Genomic DNA, 15,133 nt, shown 5'->3' on the forward strand with positions numbered 1-15,133 from the left:
GTCCGGTGACTTCCTCAGCGCAAGGCCCCGCCGCACCCTCCCGTTCAACGCAGGCTCCCGCAGCCCCGTTCACGGCCGGCAACACCCCGGACGCTCCGCGCAGCGACCTCGCCGGCCTCCTCGAGGCCCTGGCCGCGGACCTGCGTGCGATTGGCTACACCGTGGACGGGGTTGCGGAGCTGCTCGGCGAGGCCGCGCACTCGGCCCTGGGCCGGGACCAGCTCATCCCGGCCCTGATCGTCACCGGGCGTTCCCTCGGGGAGCCGGCGGCGGCGGCGCTCGCCGTCGTCGTGCGTCTCTGGCTTCTGTCCGAGCCGCAGCCCGCGGCGACGCTCGACGCCGCCCTCCCCGGCATCCGTACCAAGGGGCTGGTGGAACTTGGGCTCGTGGAGCCTGCGGGCGGGGACCTGGTCCAGGCCAGGGTGGACCTCAGGCCGTACGGCTGGGACCCGACAGTGGGGGAAGACGGGACCAGCGCCGGCGGAGCAGACCTCTGGGTGGCCAGCGACCTCGCGGCCCACCAGCGCGCCGGCGTTCTTCGTCACGACCATGTCCTGGGGATTGGGCAGGCCTCCACCACCCTGGTCCAGGTCACCGCCCGCCGCCATGTTGCCAAGGCCCTCGATCTCGGCACCGGCTGCGGGATCCAGACCTTCCACCTGCTGCACCACGCCGAGCACGTGACAGCCACGGACATCTCCGAACGCGCCTTGGCGTTTACCCGGTTCAACCTGCTGCTCAACGCCGCCGAGCTGCACCTGGACCCGGCCGACCTTGACGCCCGCGTCAGCCTGAGGCTCGGATCCCTGCTGGACCCCGTCGCGGGGCAGGAGTTCGAGCTGGTGGTCTCCAACCCGCCCTTCGTCATCACCCCCCGCAGCCTGGGCGAGACCGCCACGGACCAGTTCACGTACCGCGACGGCGGCCTGCCGGGGGACGAGATTGTGTCCTCGCTGGTCCGTGTGCTGCCCTCGGTCCTTGCCCCGGGCGGAACGGCCCAGCTTCTGGGCAACTGGGAGATCACGGCCGGCGCCGGCTGGGCCGACCGGCCCCAGAGCTGGGTCGGCCCGGCCACCGACGTCTGGTTCATCCAGCGCGAGCAGGTGGGCCCCGAGCAGTACGCCGAGACCTGGCTGCAGGACGCCTCGGAAAGCCGCGACCGCCGGCTCTACGAGGACTCGTACGCGGCCTACCTGGACGACTTCGCCTCGCGCAATGTGGCCGGAATCGGCTTCGGCATGATCTGGCTGCGAAGGCCTGCCGACGGCGCCGGGCGGGTCCTGTCGCGCTTCGAGGAGATCACCTACCCGATCGAGCAGCCGGTAGGGCCACACCTGGGCGCCGCCGTCGAGCGTGCCGACTGGCTGGCCGGCCATGATCTGGCCGCCGCCCACCTGCTGGTCGCGGAGGACGTCACCGAAGAACGGCACCAGCGCCCCGGTGCGGAACACCCCGGCGTCATCCTGCTGCGGCAGGGTGCCGGGCTGCGCCGCACCAACCTGCTCAGTACCGAGCTGGCGGGCCTGGTCTCAGCGTGCGACGGCGACCTGTCCGTCGGTCAGATCATCGGCGCCCTCGAGGCGCTGCTGGGCGGCTACGAGGGGTTTGGCAGCGCGGAGTTCCGCGCCGGCCTGCTCGAGGAAGTCGGGAACCTCGTCCGCGACGGCTTCCTGCTGCCTGCCTGATACCGTCGCGGCCGTGCCCGCCAACAACGGTTCGGCCGCGGCCTTGGCCGGCAACGCCGCGTACGCCGCTGCCCCGGCCGCCGCCTTGGCCGCCGCTGGAGTGTTGGCGGCGGAGTCCTCCCGGCCGAACCGCGGCAGGACGTACGCCGTGAGGGCGAGGGCCACCAGGGCCCCGACGGCGCCGGTGAGCACGAAGCTGACGCGGACCGGCACCAGGGCGCCCAGGAGACCGCCCAGGGCCAGCGCGCCAATGGAGACGGCACGCGTCATCCCGCCGACAATCGCCATCGCCTGGCCGCGCCCGCTTTCCGGAATCCGCAGGATCGCGATGGCCCCGAAACAGGCGTTCAGGACGCCGCAGGCCACTCCCGTCCCTGTGTAGGCCGCAAAAAGCAGTTCCACGCTCGGGACCATCCCGGTGAGGACCAGGCACGCCGAGGCTCCGGTCATGGCGGTCAGCAGCACGCGCAGGCGGACCCGCGGCGTCCTGATCCTGCCGGCCATCGCGGCCCCGGCCGCCATGCCGAGGCCGAAGGCTGCGGACAGGAGGCCGTACTGGATTTCGGTGGCGCCAAGCTCGTTGCGGGCCAGGAACACCTCGAGCACGTTGGTGGCTTCGCCGACGACGATGAAGAACATCGCCCCCAGGACCAGGGCCCAGACCAGGCTGTCCCGGCGGATCAGGCGCAGCCCGTCCAGCAGCGCGGGCTTCGCCTGGCCGGCACGTTCGGCCGCCGTGCCGCGACGGGTCCGGATCAGCAGCGCGCCCAGCCCCATGGCGACGTAGCAGCCGCTGGCCACGGTGAACACCAGCCCGGTCCCGCCCCAGCCGCTGAGCAGGCCGCCCGCGGCGGGTCCTGCCATCCCCGCGATCATGATGGTCGCCTGCATGGTCCCCATGGCCCGGGGGGTGCGGTCCTCTCCGACGATCCGCGGCAGCAGGGCCTGCCAGGTGGGGCTGGCCACGGACTGGGCCGCGTCGAGCAGGAACGTCATGGCAAACAGCACGGGCAGATAGTTCTCCAGGTACTGCATGCCAAGCCCCATGCCGGCGACGGCGGCGGCGCTGACCGCCGAACTCGCCGTCGCCAGCGTGCGCGAATCCATGGTGTCGGCGAGCCGGCCGGCCCACGGGGCCAGGAGGACCAGCGGCAGCGCTGAGCACAGCAGGTACGCGGCCACGAGCCAGGGCCCGGCGACAGGAGTTTCGCCGGCGGCGGCCGCGTTCTGCAGATGCAGCATCACGCTGACGACGACGGCGCCCATCCCCGCCGTCGCCACGAACCGGGCGGTGCCGGCAATCAGGAAGTCGCGGTTGCGCCACAGGGGCGGCACGCCGGCTGCGGATGCCGGCAATTTATGAAGTGTATGTTTCATAAAAAGGAACCTAGTCCGGCGGCAAAACAAATGTCAAGCATTTCTTTCATAGTTTGGCGGGGCTGGATACACTGGAGGAGTGAACGCAGAAACCCCGACGGCGGAGTCAATGGCTCCGCCGGCCACCAGGCGCCGGCACCGTCCGGAGAAGCAAGTGGAAATCACCGACCCGAAGGCGATCCGTGCCTTGGCCCACGCCGCCCGGCTGGAGGTCATTTCCGAGCTGTATTCCACGCAGGTGAGCCGGACGGCCACCGAGCTTGCCGCGCAGACCGGGCTGACTCCCAGTGCCATGAGCTACCACCTGCGGGCACTGCAGAAGTGGGGCATCGTGATTCCCGCCGCCACCGCGGGGGATGCCCGGGAGCGGCGCTGGCAGGCCGCCGGTACAGATTTCACCATCCACTCGCTGGGGGGAGTGGCCAGCCCCGAGCTCGCCGTCCTGGACCTCGAGCTCGACGCCTACCGCCGCCGGGTCCGTGCCTACGCCACGGCCCGCAACGCCCGGCGCGAGAGCGGCGACACCGCCGACGGGCCGTCCTCGGTAGTACTGGCCAGCAATCTGCTGTACCTGACGCCGGACCAGCGGGCCGAACTGACGCGGCGGATCTTCGACCTGCTGCGGGACTACGAACTGGAGGATCCGGACCACCTGCCCGAAGGTGCCGAACGCATGGCCACGATGTGGTCGATGATTCCGGACGACCGCGGCCCGGCGGCCGCCGCAAAACCCGCCGCCGCAAAACCCGCCCCCGTCAAGCCCGCCGCCGGCAAGGGCTGAGCCGCCGCCGGGGAGGGCTGAGCCCGCCGCCGGGAAGGCCTGAACCGGTCGCGGGCACGGCGCTGAACCGCATCCGGAGTGCGCTCAGGGGCCGGCCGGCACGTGGCCCTATTGCGGCCGGAAGCCGCATCCGCCGGGCCGTCATTTCCGGCCGGATGCGCGGGATTCTGCAAAATATGGTGAACTAGGCGGGTATGGGCGCATCTGCCCGAGCCACCTTTTTCTGTAGGAGCACCGTGCCAAGCAAGGCCAAAACCGGCAAGAAACTCGTGATTGTGGAGTCTCCCGCCAAGAGCAAGACCATCGCCAAGTACCTCGGCGAAGGCTTCATTGTGGAGGCCTCCATCGGTCACATCCGCGACCTCCCGCAGCCCTCGGAGCTCCCCGCGGAACTGAAGAAGACCCCGCTGGGCAAGTTCGCCGTCGACATCGACAACGACTTCAAGCCTTACTACGTGGTGTCCTCGGACAAGAAGAAGAAGGTCGCCGAGCTCAAGGCGCAGCTCAAAGACGCCGACGCTCTCTATCTCGCAACCGATGGGGACCGCGAGGGCGAGGCCATCGCGTGGCACCTGCTGGAAGTGCTCAAGCCCAAGGTTCCCGTCTACCGGATGACCTTCGGTGAAATCACCAAGGAAGCCATCCACCGCGCCATGGACAACCTGCGCGATGTCGACCAGGACCTGGTGGACGCCCAGGAGACCCGGCGCGTCCTGGACCGGCTCTACGGTTATGAGATCTCCCCGGTGCTGTGGCGCAAGGTGGCCCGTGGCCTCTCCGCCGGCCGTGTGCAGTCCGTCGTCACCCGCATGGTGGTGGACCGCGAACGCGAGCGGATGGCCTTCAAGGCCGCCTCCTACTGGGACCTCACCGGCCAGTTCGGCGCCGGCGCCGGCTCCTTCAAAGCCAAGCTCGCCGCCGTCGACGGCGCCAAGGTCGCCAGCGGCCGGGACTTCAACGACAACGGCGAGCTCACCTCCCGCAACGCCGTCCACCTCAACGAGGAACTCGCCACCTCGCTCGCGGCGGGGCTGCAGGACGCCGACTTCCGCGTCCGCTCCGTCGACACCAAGCCGTACACCCGCCGCCCGGCGGCACCGTTCACCACCTCCACCCTGCAGCAGGAGGCCGGCCGCAAGCTGCGCTTCTCCTCGAAGAGCACGATGCAGGTGGCCCAGCGGCTCTACGAAAACGGCTACATCACCTATATGCGTACGGACTCGTCCGCGCTGAGCAACGAGGCCGTCACGGCCGCCCGGCGCCAGGCCTCCGAGCTGTACGGCCCCGAGTACGTGCCGCAGTCGCCGCGGGTCTACAGCGGCAAGGCAGCGAACGCGCAGGAAGCCCACGAGGCCATCCGTCCCGCCGGCGACTCCTTCCGCACCCCGGCCCAGGTGGCCCAGCAGCTCTCCGGCGACGAATTCCGCCTCTACGAGCTCATCTGGAAGCGCACGGTCGCCTCGCAGATGGCTGATGCCAAGGGCTCCACCGCCACGATCCGTCTCGGCGCCGTCACCGTTGGTGACCCGGCCGACCGCCGCGACGCCGAGTTCTCGGCGTCGGGCACCGTCATCACCTTCCCCGGCTTCCTCGCCGCCTACGAAGAAGGCAAGGACGAAAGCCGCGGCGACGACGAGTCCGAGGAAGCACGCCGGCTGCCCAACGTGGCCAAGGACGACGCGCTCACTGCCAGCGACATTGTCGCCGTCGGCCACGAAACCTCGCCGCCGCCGCGCTACACCGAAGCCTCGCTGACTGCGGAGCTGGAAAAGAAGGGCATTGGCCGCCCGTCGACCTATGCCTCCACCATCTCTACGATCCAGGACCGCGGCTACGTCCGGAAGCAGGGCTCCGCGCTGGTCCCGAGCTGGATCGCGTTCTCCGTGATCCGGCTCCTCGAACAGCACTTCCACGACTACGTGGACTACGAGTTCACGGCCGACATGGAAGCGGACCTGGACAAGATCGCCAACGGCCAGGCGGCCGGACCCGCGTGGCTCAAGCACTTCTACTTCGGTGAGGACTCCGAGCCCGGCCTGCTGAGCATCGTGAACAACCTCGGCGAGATCGATGCCCGTGAGATCAACTCCATCCCCATCACGGACGCGATCACCCTCCGGGTCGGCAAGTTCGGCCCGTACCTGGAAAGCTCCACCGCGACTGTGGATCCCGAGACCGGCGAAGTGGTTGAGGCGGCCCGCGCCAACGTCCCCGAGGACCTGGCCCCGGACGAGCTCACGGCCGCCAAAGCCGTTGAACTCATGGAGACCGCTGCCCCGGAGGAGCGCGTCCTCGGCGCGGACCCGCACACCGGGCACACGATCGTGGCCAAGAACGGCCGCTACGGCGCCTACGTCACCGAGATCATCCCGGAGATGACCGAGGAACAGCTGGCCAACCAGCCCGTTGAGTACTACAAGAACGGCAAGCCCAAGCCGCCGAAGAAGCCCGTCAAGGCCAAGCCGCGCACCGGGTCCCTGTTCGCGTCCATGAGCGTGGACACCATCACGCTGGACGAGGCGCTGCAGCTCATGAGCCTGCCCCGCGTGCTTGGCCAGGACGCCGACGGCAACCCGATCACTGTGCAGAACGGCCGGTTCGGCCCGTACCTGAAGAAGGGCACGGACTCCCGCTCCATCGGCTCCGAAGAGGAGATCTTCACGATCACGCTCGAGGCGGCGCTGGAGATCTACTCGCAGCCCAAGCAGCGCGGCGCCCGTGCCGCCGTGCCGCCGCTGGCCGAATTCGGACCGGACCCGGTCTCGGAGAAGAACATCGTGGTGAAGGAAGGCCGGTTCGGCCCGTACATCACCGACGGCATCACCAACATCACCGTGCCGCGCACCACCTCGATCGAGGAGCTGACCCGGGAACGCGCCGTCGAACTCCTCGCGGAGAAGCGGGCCAAGGGCCCGGTCAAGCGCACGACGACGGCCCGCAAGGCGCCCGCACGGAAGGCCCCGGCCAAGAAGTAGGCAGCACGCCGAAATCGCCGGAAACCTGCCGATTCGCCGGAAAATACCGGCGAATCCGCAGGTTTCCGACGATTTCGCGTTTGCGGACGGGCCGTGGACGTGATCGAGTAGGAATATGACTGAACAGCCCGCACACCTGGACAACCAGCCGCTGAACGAACTCGAGGAGCAGCTCGCCCGGGGGGAGCAGCCGGACGCCAACCCGGTGGACGTGATCCTGGCCTTCCTCAACAACGAGGTCTATGTGGTCAGCTCCGACGCCCTCGAGGGCCCCGACTCGCAGGTGGAGCCGCTGGTCCTCGCCAACTCCTCCGGCAAGCCCGTTCTGGCCGTTTTCTCGCACCCGAGCCGCGTCACCGAGCAGTATCTCGCCGCCGCCCCGAACGTGCTGGGCACGCAGGGCGCCGCGATCATCGGTAACCTCGGCGCCGAGCTCGGCATGGTGATCAACCCCGGCGCCGCCTACGGTTTTGAAATCGACCCGGAGGGCGTGGCCAACATCCGCCGCGACTTCAAGCCGACGGACGAGCCCGCTGACGGCACTGCCGATCCGGCTTAGGCCCGTATTCGGCCAGACTGCGACGGCGGTATTCTTCGCGAATACCGCCGTCGCAGCTAGGCCGGCCGCTCCGTGGGGGGAATAATGGCAGCATGCGTCTAGGCGTCCTCGACATCGGGTCCAACACTGTCCATCTCCTGCTGGTCGACGCCCATCCCGGCGCCCGCCCGGTCCCCTACGCCTCGCATAAGCGGCGGCTGTCGCTCGTGCAGTACCTCGACGACGACGGCAACATCGACGACGACGGGCAGCATGAACTGGTCGAGTTCGTCCTCGAGGCGTGGGAATTCGCGGCCAAGCACAAAGCCGACGACCTCCTCGCGTTCTGCACCTCGGCCATCCGCGAGGCCACCAACGGCGCTGACGTCCTGGCCCGCGTCAAACATGAAACCACCGTCACCCTCCGGGAGCTCACGGGCAGCGAAGAGGCGTCCATGACCTTCTTCGCCGTCCGGCGCTGGTACGGCTGGGGTGCCGGGCCCATCCTGAACCTGGACATCGGCGGCGGCTCCTTCGAGATGGCCCTCGGACAGGACGAGCTGCCCGAGCTGGCGATGTCCGTTCCGCTCGGCGCCAGCCGGCTGACGCGCGACTGGCTGCCCGAGGACCCGCCCTCGGCCAAGAGCATCAAGGAGCTGCGCCGCTACATCCGCTCCACGCTCAAACCCGCGGTGCGCAAATTCGAGAAGCTGGGCCCGCCCAACCTCGTCGCGGGCACGTCCAAAACTTTCCGGTCCCTCGCCAGGATTGCCGGGGCCGCCCCGAGCGGCGCCGGGCCCTACGTCAAGCGGGAGCTGCTGGCCCTCGACCTCGGGCTCTGGGCGCAGCGGATCTCGGCCATGGAGATAGGGGACAGGCTCCACCTGCCCGGCGTCTCCGAGGCCCGCGCGCCGCAGGTCCTCGCCGGCGCCCTCGTCGCGGAAGCGGCACTGGAAATGTTCAAGTTCGACAGCATGGTGACCTGCCCGTGGGCCCTGCGTGAAGGACTCATCCTCCGCCGCCTGGACCAGCTGGTGTTTGAGGGGCCGATCGATCCCCCGCCGCATGTGGCAGAGCAACCGCCGGCGCGGCTTCAGTCGCCGGAAAAGGCTCTCTGAGACGGCTTGGGCCAGCGGCGGGTGTCGAGACTGTGTCGATCCGGAGCGTCCTTGATCGTGTAAGTGCTGAGAGGCCGGCACGGCGCCGGCCGATTCGACAAGGAGGCACCCGAAATGACGCAGTACCTGCTCAGCATTTACCAGCCGGACGGCCCTGCCCCGGACCCTGAGTTCCTCGAACCCATCATGCGTGACCTGGCGGCCCTGAACCATGAAATGCAGGCGGCGGGGGCCTGGGTGTTCGCCGCGGGTCTCCACCCGGCGGAGTCCGCGACAGTCCTGCGGCCCAACGGTGGCGAGATCCTGGTGACCGACGGGCCGTTCACCGAAGGCAAGGAGCACCTCGGCGGATTCACCGTGATCGAGGCCGAGGATCTGGACGCGGCCCTTGGCTGGGCAAGGAAGCTGGCCGGCGCCACCACACTTCCCGTCGAAGTCCGTCCGTTCCAGCACTAGCCGCCGGTCGGGGGTGCTGGTGTGGGTGAGCGCCGTGGACATGAGGCAGCGACCGAGGCGGACATCGCCCGGGTGTTCCGGCGCGAGTACGGCCGCGCCGTAGCCGTTCTGATGCGGACGTTCGGGAACATCGATATTGCCGAGGACGCCGTCCAGGATGCTTTTGCCGCGGCGGTCCAGCACTGGCCCTCGGCCGGTATCCCGCCCAGCCCGGCTGGCTGGATCATCACGACGGCACGGCACCGGGCGATTGACCGGCTGCGGCGGGAAGCCTCACGCGAGGACAAGCACGCACAGGCGGCCCTGCTCGCGGCGGCGCGGTCCGGGGCCGGACCCGCGCCGGCCGCCGAAGAGCAGTTCCTGGCGGAGCAGTCAGGGGTCGAGGACGTGGACGACGATACTTTGCGGCTGATTTTCACGTGCTGCCATCCTGCCCTGGCCGGGTCCGCCCAGGTGGCGCTGACGCTGCGGCTTCTGGGTGGATTGACGACGGCGGAAATCGCCAGGGCCTTCCTGGTCCCGGAAGCGACCATGGCGCAGCGGCTGGTCCGGGCCAAAGCGAAAATCCGGGATGCCAAGGTCCCATACCGGGTCCCGCAGGGCGCCGACCTGCCCGAACGGCTGCAATCGGTGCTGGCGGTGGTCTACCTCATCTTCAACGAGGGCTACACCGCGGGCCCCGCCGACGGCCCGGAACGTACGGAGCTCTGCACGGAAGCCATCCGGCTCGGCAGGCTGTTGGCGTCGCTGATGCCGGACGAGCCGGAAGCGGCGGGACTGCTGGCGCTGATGCTGCTCATCGAGTCCCGCCGCGCGGCGCGATTCACGCCCGACGGGGGACTGGTGCTACTCGCGGCCCAGGACCGGGGGCACTGGGACAGCGCCCTGGCCGACGAAGGCCGTGAGCTGGTGCGCCGGTGCCTGCGCCGGAACCGGCCGGGACCGTATCAGCTCCAGGCGGCGATCAACGCCGTCCACAGCGACGCCGCGGCCGCCGGGGACACCGACTGGGCGCAGATCCTGCAGTTGTATGACCAGCTTCTGGCCGTCGCGCCGGGTCCTGTCGTGGCGCTGAACCGCGCCGTGGCCCTGGCAGAGCTCCACGGGCCCGTTGCCGGGCTGGCGGCGGTCGAGGGCCTGGGACTGGACACCTACTACCTCTTCCACGCCGTCCGCGCCGACTTCCTGGTGCGGCTGCGCCGCTATCCGGAGGCCGCCGAAGGCTACAGGCGGGCGCTGGCGCTTGCCGGCAGCGCCGCGGAACGCCGGTTCCTGGAAGGCAAGCTCCGCAGCCCGGTGTTCGGCGGGGCCGCAGACGGTTAGAAAGCAGACGGTTGGAAACCTGGGCCGGGCCGCGCCCCGTGGCGGGCCCGTTCGCGCCGGTTAAAAGAGTAGGGCCGGGCGATCTGGAGCAGGACTTGGGGGAACTCTGCTGCAAATCGCCCGGCGCACCGCCGGCTCCGGGGGAACCGGCTATCATCACTCGCACCTGTTGAGGCACTTTCCAAGGTAATGGCCGATCATGGGTGCGCAGCGAGTTTTCCCTGTGTGTTCGCTGGCAATCCGACGGCGTCCCCGGGATGGTGGCCGGCTCCGCCGCGGGGGCTTTAAACGGCAAAGGCACCGGCGGTCCGCTGCGGGAAAATGGGAAAACCCGCTGCAACCACCGGTGCCGCGCAGGCATCCGCATGCCTGCTGCATCACTCGCACCCTCAATGAGGTAGTTACAACGTTAGGTTCCAAAGTTGTGCGCTGACTGCGCTGAAGGTGGGAGCTGGCTGGGAATCACGTCAGACTGCAATGATGGGGACATGAGCAACCGAATCGCATTCCTGGGCTGTGGGTCAATGAACGAGGCAATTATGGCGGGGCTGATCGACGGCGGCGTCGACCCGGGCGACATTGTCGCAACCGTCCGCCGGGCCGGGCGCGCGGCCGAGCTGGCCCAGCGCCACCCCGGGATCACCGCCATTGCGGGCGAAGAAGAGCCGGACAACAATAAACAGGCCGCCACCGGCTCCGCCGTCGTGATCCTGGGCGTCAAACCCGTGGGGATCGCGGACCTGGCCCGGGAAATCAGCGGGTCCCTTTCGCCGGGCACGATCGTCATCAGCGTTGCGGCCGCCGTGTCACTGGAGCAGCTGGAGGCGGCGCTGCCGGCCGGCCAGCCCGTCATCCGCACGATGCCGAACACGCCGGCGAAGCTGGGCCGCGGCGTCGTCTCCGTCTCGCCCGGGACCAGCTGCTCCGCCGGGCAGCTCCAGCGCGCCAAGGACATCCTCGCCGCCGCCGGCACGGTCGTGGAGATCCCGGAAGAGCAGGTGGACGCCCTCTCCGCGATCAGCGGCTCGGGCCCGGCCTACGCCTTCTACCTGGCGGAGGCCATGGCCGAGGCCGGGGCACGGCTGGGCCTGGACCCGGAGCTGTCGCTGTTGCTGGCCCGCGAGACCGTCGCCGGGGCGGGCTTCATGCTGGCCGAGCCCGGCGCGGATCCTGCCGCATTGCGCAAGGCGGTCACGAGCCCGAACGGCACCACGGAACGGGCCATCGCCACCTTTGACGAGCGCGGACTGCCGGCCATCATTGCCGACGGCGCCCGCGCGGCGGCTGAGCGCGCCGCAGAAATCACCCGACAGCTCGCCTGAGCCGGCCCGGGCAGGCCCTGGAGCCGCAGCCCTGGAGCCGCAGGCTCCGGTTGCGGCCTAGGGGCGGGCAGGCTCCGGTTGCGGCCTAGGGGCGGGCAGCGAACCGTTCGAGCAGGTCCACGTGGCCCGAAACGATGAGCATGTCCCGCGAAGAAACCTTGGTTTCCGGCCGCGCGTAGGTGAAGTCCTCGCCCGGGGACTTCACGCCCACAATCGTGACGCCGTACTTGGACCGGACTTTGGACTCGTCCAGGGTGAAGCCCACGGTCTCGCGCGGCGGGTACATCTTGACGATCGCGAAGTCGTCGTCAAACTCGATGAAGTCCAGCATGCGCCCGGAGACCAGGTGCGCGGCGCGGACGCCGGCGTCGGCCTCCGGGTAGATGACGTGGTTGGCGCCGATGCGGGTGAGGATCTTGCCGTGCGAGGGCGTGATCGCCTTGACCCAGAGGTGTTCGATTCCCAGGTCCACGAGGTTCACCGTGATCAGCACGGAGGATTCGATCGAGGTGCCCACGCCCACGACGGCGGAACTGAATTCCTGGGCGCCGAGCTGGCGGAGGGCATCGATGTTGGTGGCGTCGGCTTCCACCACGTGCGTCAGGACGCTCGCCCACTTCTGGACGAGGGCGCGGTCGCGTTCAATGGCCAGGACCTCCCGGCCCTGCTTGACCAGCTGTTCTGCGGTGGATGCACCAAAACGGCCCAGCCCGATCACCAGCACGGGGGCGTTGTGGGCGGGGCGGTTGACGGCGCCTGAGGAACTAGCCAATGATCGGTCTCTCTTCCGGGTAGTGGTACAGCTGGCTGCGCTGGCGCAGGGCCAGGCCGGCGGCAAGGGTGACCGTCCCGACGCGCCCGGCGAACATGAGCAAAGCGAGGACGTAGACCCCCTCCGGCGGCAACTCTGCACTGAGGTTGGTGCTGAGGCCCACGGTGGCGAAGGCGGAAATGGTTTCAAACAGGACCCGGTCCAGGGATGCATGGCTGATATGCAGGAGCAGGAGGGCCGAGACCGAGACGAGGGTGGCGCCGGCGACGATCACCGAGATGGCCACGCGCATGGTGCCCTCGGGGATGGTGCGGCCGTAGATCTTCACGTCCGCGTCGCCGCGGGCCTCGGCGGTGATCGCCAGGAACATCACGGCGATGGTGGTGACCTTGATGCCGCCGGCCGTGGATGCGGAACCTCCGCCGGCGAACATGAGGGCATCGGAGAGCAACATGGTGGTGGACTCCATGTGGTTCTGGTCCACGAGGTTGAAGCCGCCGGAGCGCAACATGACTGAGGCAAAGAGCGCATGCGTGATCTTGTCGCCGAGGTCCATGTCCCCGATGGTGCGCAGGTTGTCCCACTCCAGGAAGCCCCAGAGGACCGTGCCGGCGGCCAGGAGAATGAAGGACACCTGGATGGTCAGCTTGGTGTGGAGGTTCCATTTCTTCCACCGGAACCCGTTCTGGTGCAGCACCATGACCACAGGGAAGCCCAGGCTGCCCAGGAATACCCCGAGCATCAACGGGACAAGGATCCAGAGATCGGTTTCGTACGGCACGATTCCGTCCGAATGCGGCGTGAACCCGGCGTTGTTGAACGATGAAATGGCATAGAAGACCCCGTGCCAGACGGCCTGCGGGAAGCCCTCCCCGAGGACCAGGAAGCGGGGGATCAGGGTCACGGCCAGGGCGGCCTCGATCACCACGGAGGTCACAATCACGATCCGGAGCAGCGTACCGACTTCGCCAAGCCGGCCGGCATTCATGGCCTCCTGGGCGATCAGCTTGCCGCGGACACCGAGTCTCTTGCTGACCATGAGCGCCAGCAGCGACGCGAGGGTCAAGGTGCCCAGGCCGCCCACGAAAATGCCGACCAGGATTACGAGCTGGCCGAAGAAGGACCAGTGCACAGCCGTGGAGACCACGGTCAGTCCCGTGACGCAGACAGCGGACGCCGCGGTGAAGAACGCCTGATGCAGTGGTGTGACTTGTCCCGTCGCGGAAGCCATGGGCAGCGAGAGCAAAGCGGTGAAGACCAGAATCACGACGCCGAACGCCGAGAGCGCCAGGCGGGCGGGTGAGCTGTTCGCGATGTTGTCAATGAAGTCGCGCAGGCGTGTGAAGATCCACAGGCCTTCCCGCTCCGGCATGCCTGGCTGCCAGCTGGCCGGGCTCGTGGACCTCGACTGGCTTTGCGTCATGTTCTTCCTCGGTTGAAACTTCTTCCCCAAGTAGTAAACCACTAAACACCGGGTAATGGCCGGGGGAACGCCCGTGCGCGCGCGGGAAGCCGGGGACGGCTCGGGTAGCCTGTGATTGATGACATTCCTGCCCGGACTCGCTCAGACCGCGCTGCCAACGACGGTGGTGTGGGCCCCAGCCATGACTGCCTACAACTTTGGCCACTCCCACCCGATGGCGCCGGAGCGCATGGAGCTCACAGCGAAGCTGGCCGGCAGCCTTGGACTGCTGGATCTGGACCACGTCACGGTAGCGGCTCCGGACGTCGCCACCGACGCGGAGCTGGGCGCGGTTCACAGCCCGGAGTTTGTGGCTGCCGTGCGGCGCGTGAGCGCAAACCCGGACACGTCCGACCACGCCAGGGGTCTCGGAACCGAGGATGACCCCGCCTTTGCCGGCATGCACGAAGCCAGTGCCCGGCTGGCCGGCGGCTCCCTGCTGGCGGCCGCAGCTGTCCTGGACGGCAGCGCCGTGCGGGCCGTGAACTTCGGCGGCGGGATGCACCACGCCTCCCGGGACCGCGCGAGCGGTTTTTGCATCTACAACGACGCCGCCCTCGCGGTCCAGCGGCTGCTCGACGGCGGCGTCCGGCGGGTGGCCTACGTCGACGTCGATGCGCACCACGGCGACGGCACGCAAAGCATCTTCTGGGACGATCCGCGCGTCCTGACCATTTCGCTGCACGAATCCGGACTGACCCTCTTCCCGGGCACCGGGTTTGCCAACGAGATCGGCGGACCGAACGCGCAGGGCAGCGCCGTGAACGTCGCCCTCCCGGCCGGCACCGTCGACGCCGGGTGGCTGCGGGCCTTTCACGCCGTCGTGCCCCAGCTCATTGGCGCGTTCGAACCGGAAGTGATCGTCAGCCAGCACGGCTGCGACTCGCACCGGCTTGACCCGCTCACCCACCTGAACATCAGCGTGGACGGCCAGCGCGAGGCCGCCACGGCGATAGGAAACCTCGCCGCACGCTACTGCGAGAACCGGTGGATTTCCACCGGGGGCGGCGGCTACAACGTGGTCAGCGTGGTGCCGCGGTCCTGGAGCCACCTCATAGCCATCGCCGCCGGCCGCCCGGTGCCGCTGCGCACCCCGGTTCCGGAGGATTGGCGCAACTACGTCAAAGACAAATATGGCGCCAGGTTCGGCGTGGAGCCCCCCGAGACGATGGGCGACGACGTGGACCTCTGGTGGCGGTCCTGGGAAGTGGGTTTCGACCCCAACGACGAGGTGGACCGCACCATCATGGCCACCCGCAAGGAAGTGTTTCCCCTGCACGGACTGGACCCCTGGTTCGACTGAATCCGGGCCGGGCTTGGGGGC

General features: G+C 68.8%; 11 protein-coding genes and 1 pseudogene. 9 read left to right on the top strand and 3 right to left on the bottom strand.

Annotation, left to right across the window (positions count from 1 at the left end; genetic code table 11):
* The first annotated feature begins 5 nt into the window (after window positions 1-5).
* The gene (locus AC1DDH_RS02530) at window positions 6-1,685 is read left to right on the top strand and encodes a DUF7059 domain-containing protein (RefSeq protein ID WP_476954776.1); all 1,680 of its coding nucleotides are present in this window, start codon (window positions 6-8) and stop codon (window positions 1,683-1,685) included.
* A 111-nt stretch (window positions 1,686-1,796) separates the two neighbouring features.
* Here AC1DDH_RS02530 and AC1DDH_RS02535 read toward each other — a convergent pair.
* Window positions 1,797-3,062, bottom strand: a pseudogene (locus tag AC1DDH_RS02535) (MFS transporter); the annotation flags it as partial.
* A 79-nt stretch (window positions 3,063-3,141) separates the two neighbouring features.
* Between AC1DDH_RS02535 and AC1DDH_RS02540 the strand changes: the two are divergent.
* From AC1DDH_RS02540 to proC, 7 genes are all read left to right on the top strand, one after another.
* Entirely contained in the window at window positions 3,142-3,843 is a 702-nt protein-coding gene (locus AC1DDH_RS02540) for an ArsR/SmtB family transcription factor (RefSeq protein ID WP_476855533.1), read from the top strand.
* Between the two features lie 236 nt (window positions 3,844-4,079).
* A complete protein-coding gene (gene topA / locus AC1DDH_RS02545; RefSeq protein ID WP_476855534.1) occupies window positions 4,080-6,818 on the top strand; it encodes a type I DNA topoisomerase in 2,739 nt (912 codons plus the stop codon).
* Window positions 6,819-6,933: 115 nt separating this feature from the next.
* Window positions 6,934-7,377, top strand: coding sequence for an SseB family protein (locus tag AC1DDH_RS02550; protein ID WP_028277718.1), 444 nt, complete (start codon window positions 6,934-6,936; stop codon window positions 7,375-7,377).
* Window positions 7,378-7,469: 92 nt separating this feature from the next.
* Window positions 7,470-8,474 (top strand): Ppx/GppA family phosphatase, encoded by a 1,005-nt coding sequence (locus tag AC1DDH_RS02555; protein WP_476850226.1) that lies wholly within the window; start codon window positions 7,470-7,472, stop codon window positions 8,472-8,474.
* 114 nt (window positions 8,475-8,588) lie between these two features.
* The gene (locus AC1DDH_RS02560; protein ID WP_028277719.1) at window positions 8,589-8,930 is read left to right on the top strand and encodes a YciI family protein; all 342 of its coding nucleotides are present in this window, start codon (window positions 8,589-8,591) and stop codon (window positions 8,928-8,930) included.
* Window positions 8,931-8,951: 21 nt separating this feature from the next.
* Entirely contained in the window at window positions 8,952-10,253 is a 1,302-nt protein-coding gene (locus AC1DDH_RS02565; protein ID WP_476954777.1) for an RNA polymerase sigma factor, read from the top strand.
* A 488-nt stretch (window positions 10,254-10,741) separates the two neighbouring features.
* Window positions 10,742-11,575 carry a pyrroline-5-carboxylate reductase gene (gene proC, locus AC1DDH_RS02570; protein WP_476850224.1) on the top strand — a complete coding sequence of 278 codons (834 nt, stop codon included), beginning with the start codon at window positions 10,742-10,744 and terminating at the stop codon, window positions 11,573-11,575.
* A gap of 85 nt (window positions 11,576-11,660) precedes the next feature.
* On the opposite strand, the gene AC1DDH_RS02575 is transcribed toward proC, so the two are convergent.
* Window positions 11,661-12,299, bottom strand: a complete 639-nt coding sequence (locus tag AC1DDH_RS02575) for a potassium channel family protein (RefSeq protein WP_374208249.1) — start codon at window positions 12,297-12,299, stop codon at window positions 11,661-11,663.
* Between the two features lie 40 nt (window positions 12,300-12,339).
* Complete coding sequence (locus tag AC1DDH_RS02580) at window positions 12,340-13,770, bottom strand: TrkH family potassium uptake protein (RefSeq protein ID WP_476954778.1); 1,431 nt, start codon at window positions 13,768-13,770, stop codon at window positions 12,340-12,342.
* Between the two features lie 118 nt (window positions 13,771-13,888).
* On the opposite strand from AC1DDH_RS02580, the gene AC1DDH_RS02585 reads away from it, so the two are divergent.
* Window positions 13,889-15,112 carry an acetoin utilization protein AcuC gene (locus AC1DDH_RS02585; RefSeq protein ID WP_476855537.1) on the top strand — a complete coding sequence of 408 codons (1,224 nt, stop codon included), beginning with the start codon at window positions 13,889-13,891 and terminating at the stop codon, window positions 15,110-15,112.
* Window positions 15,113-15,133: the final 21 nt, after the last annotated feature.

The sequence above is a fragment of the Arthrobacter sp. 10T425 genome, assembly GCF_056393985.1.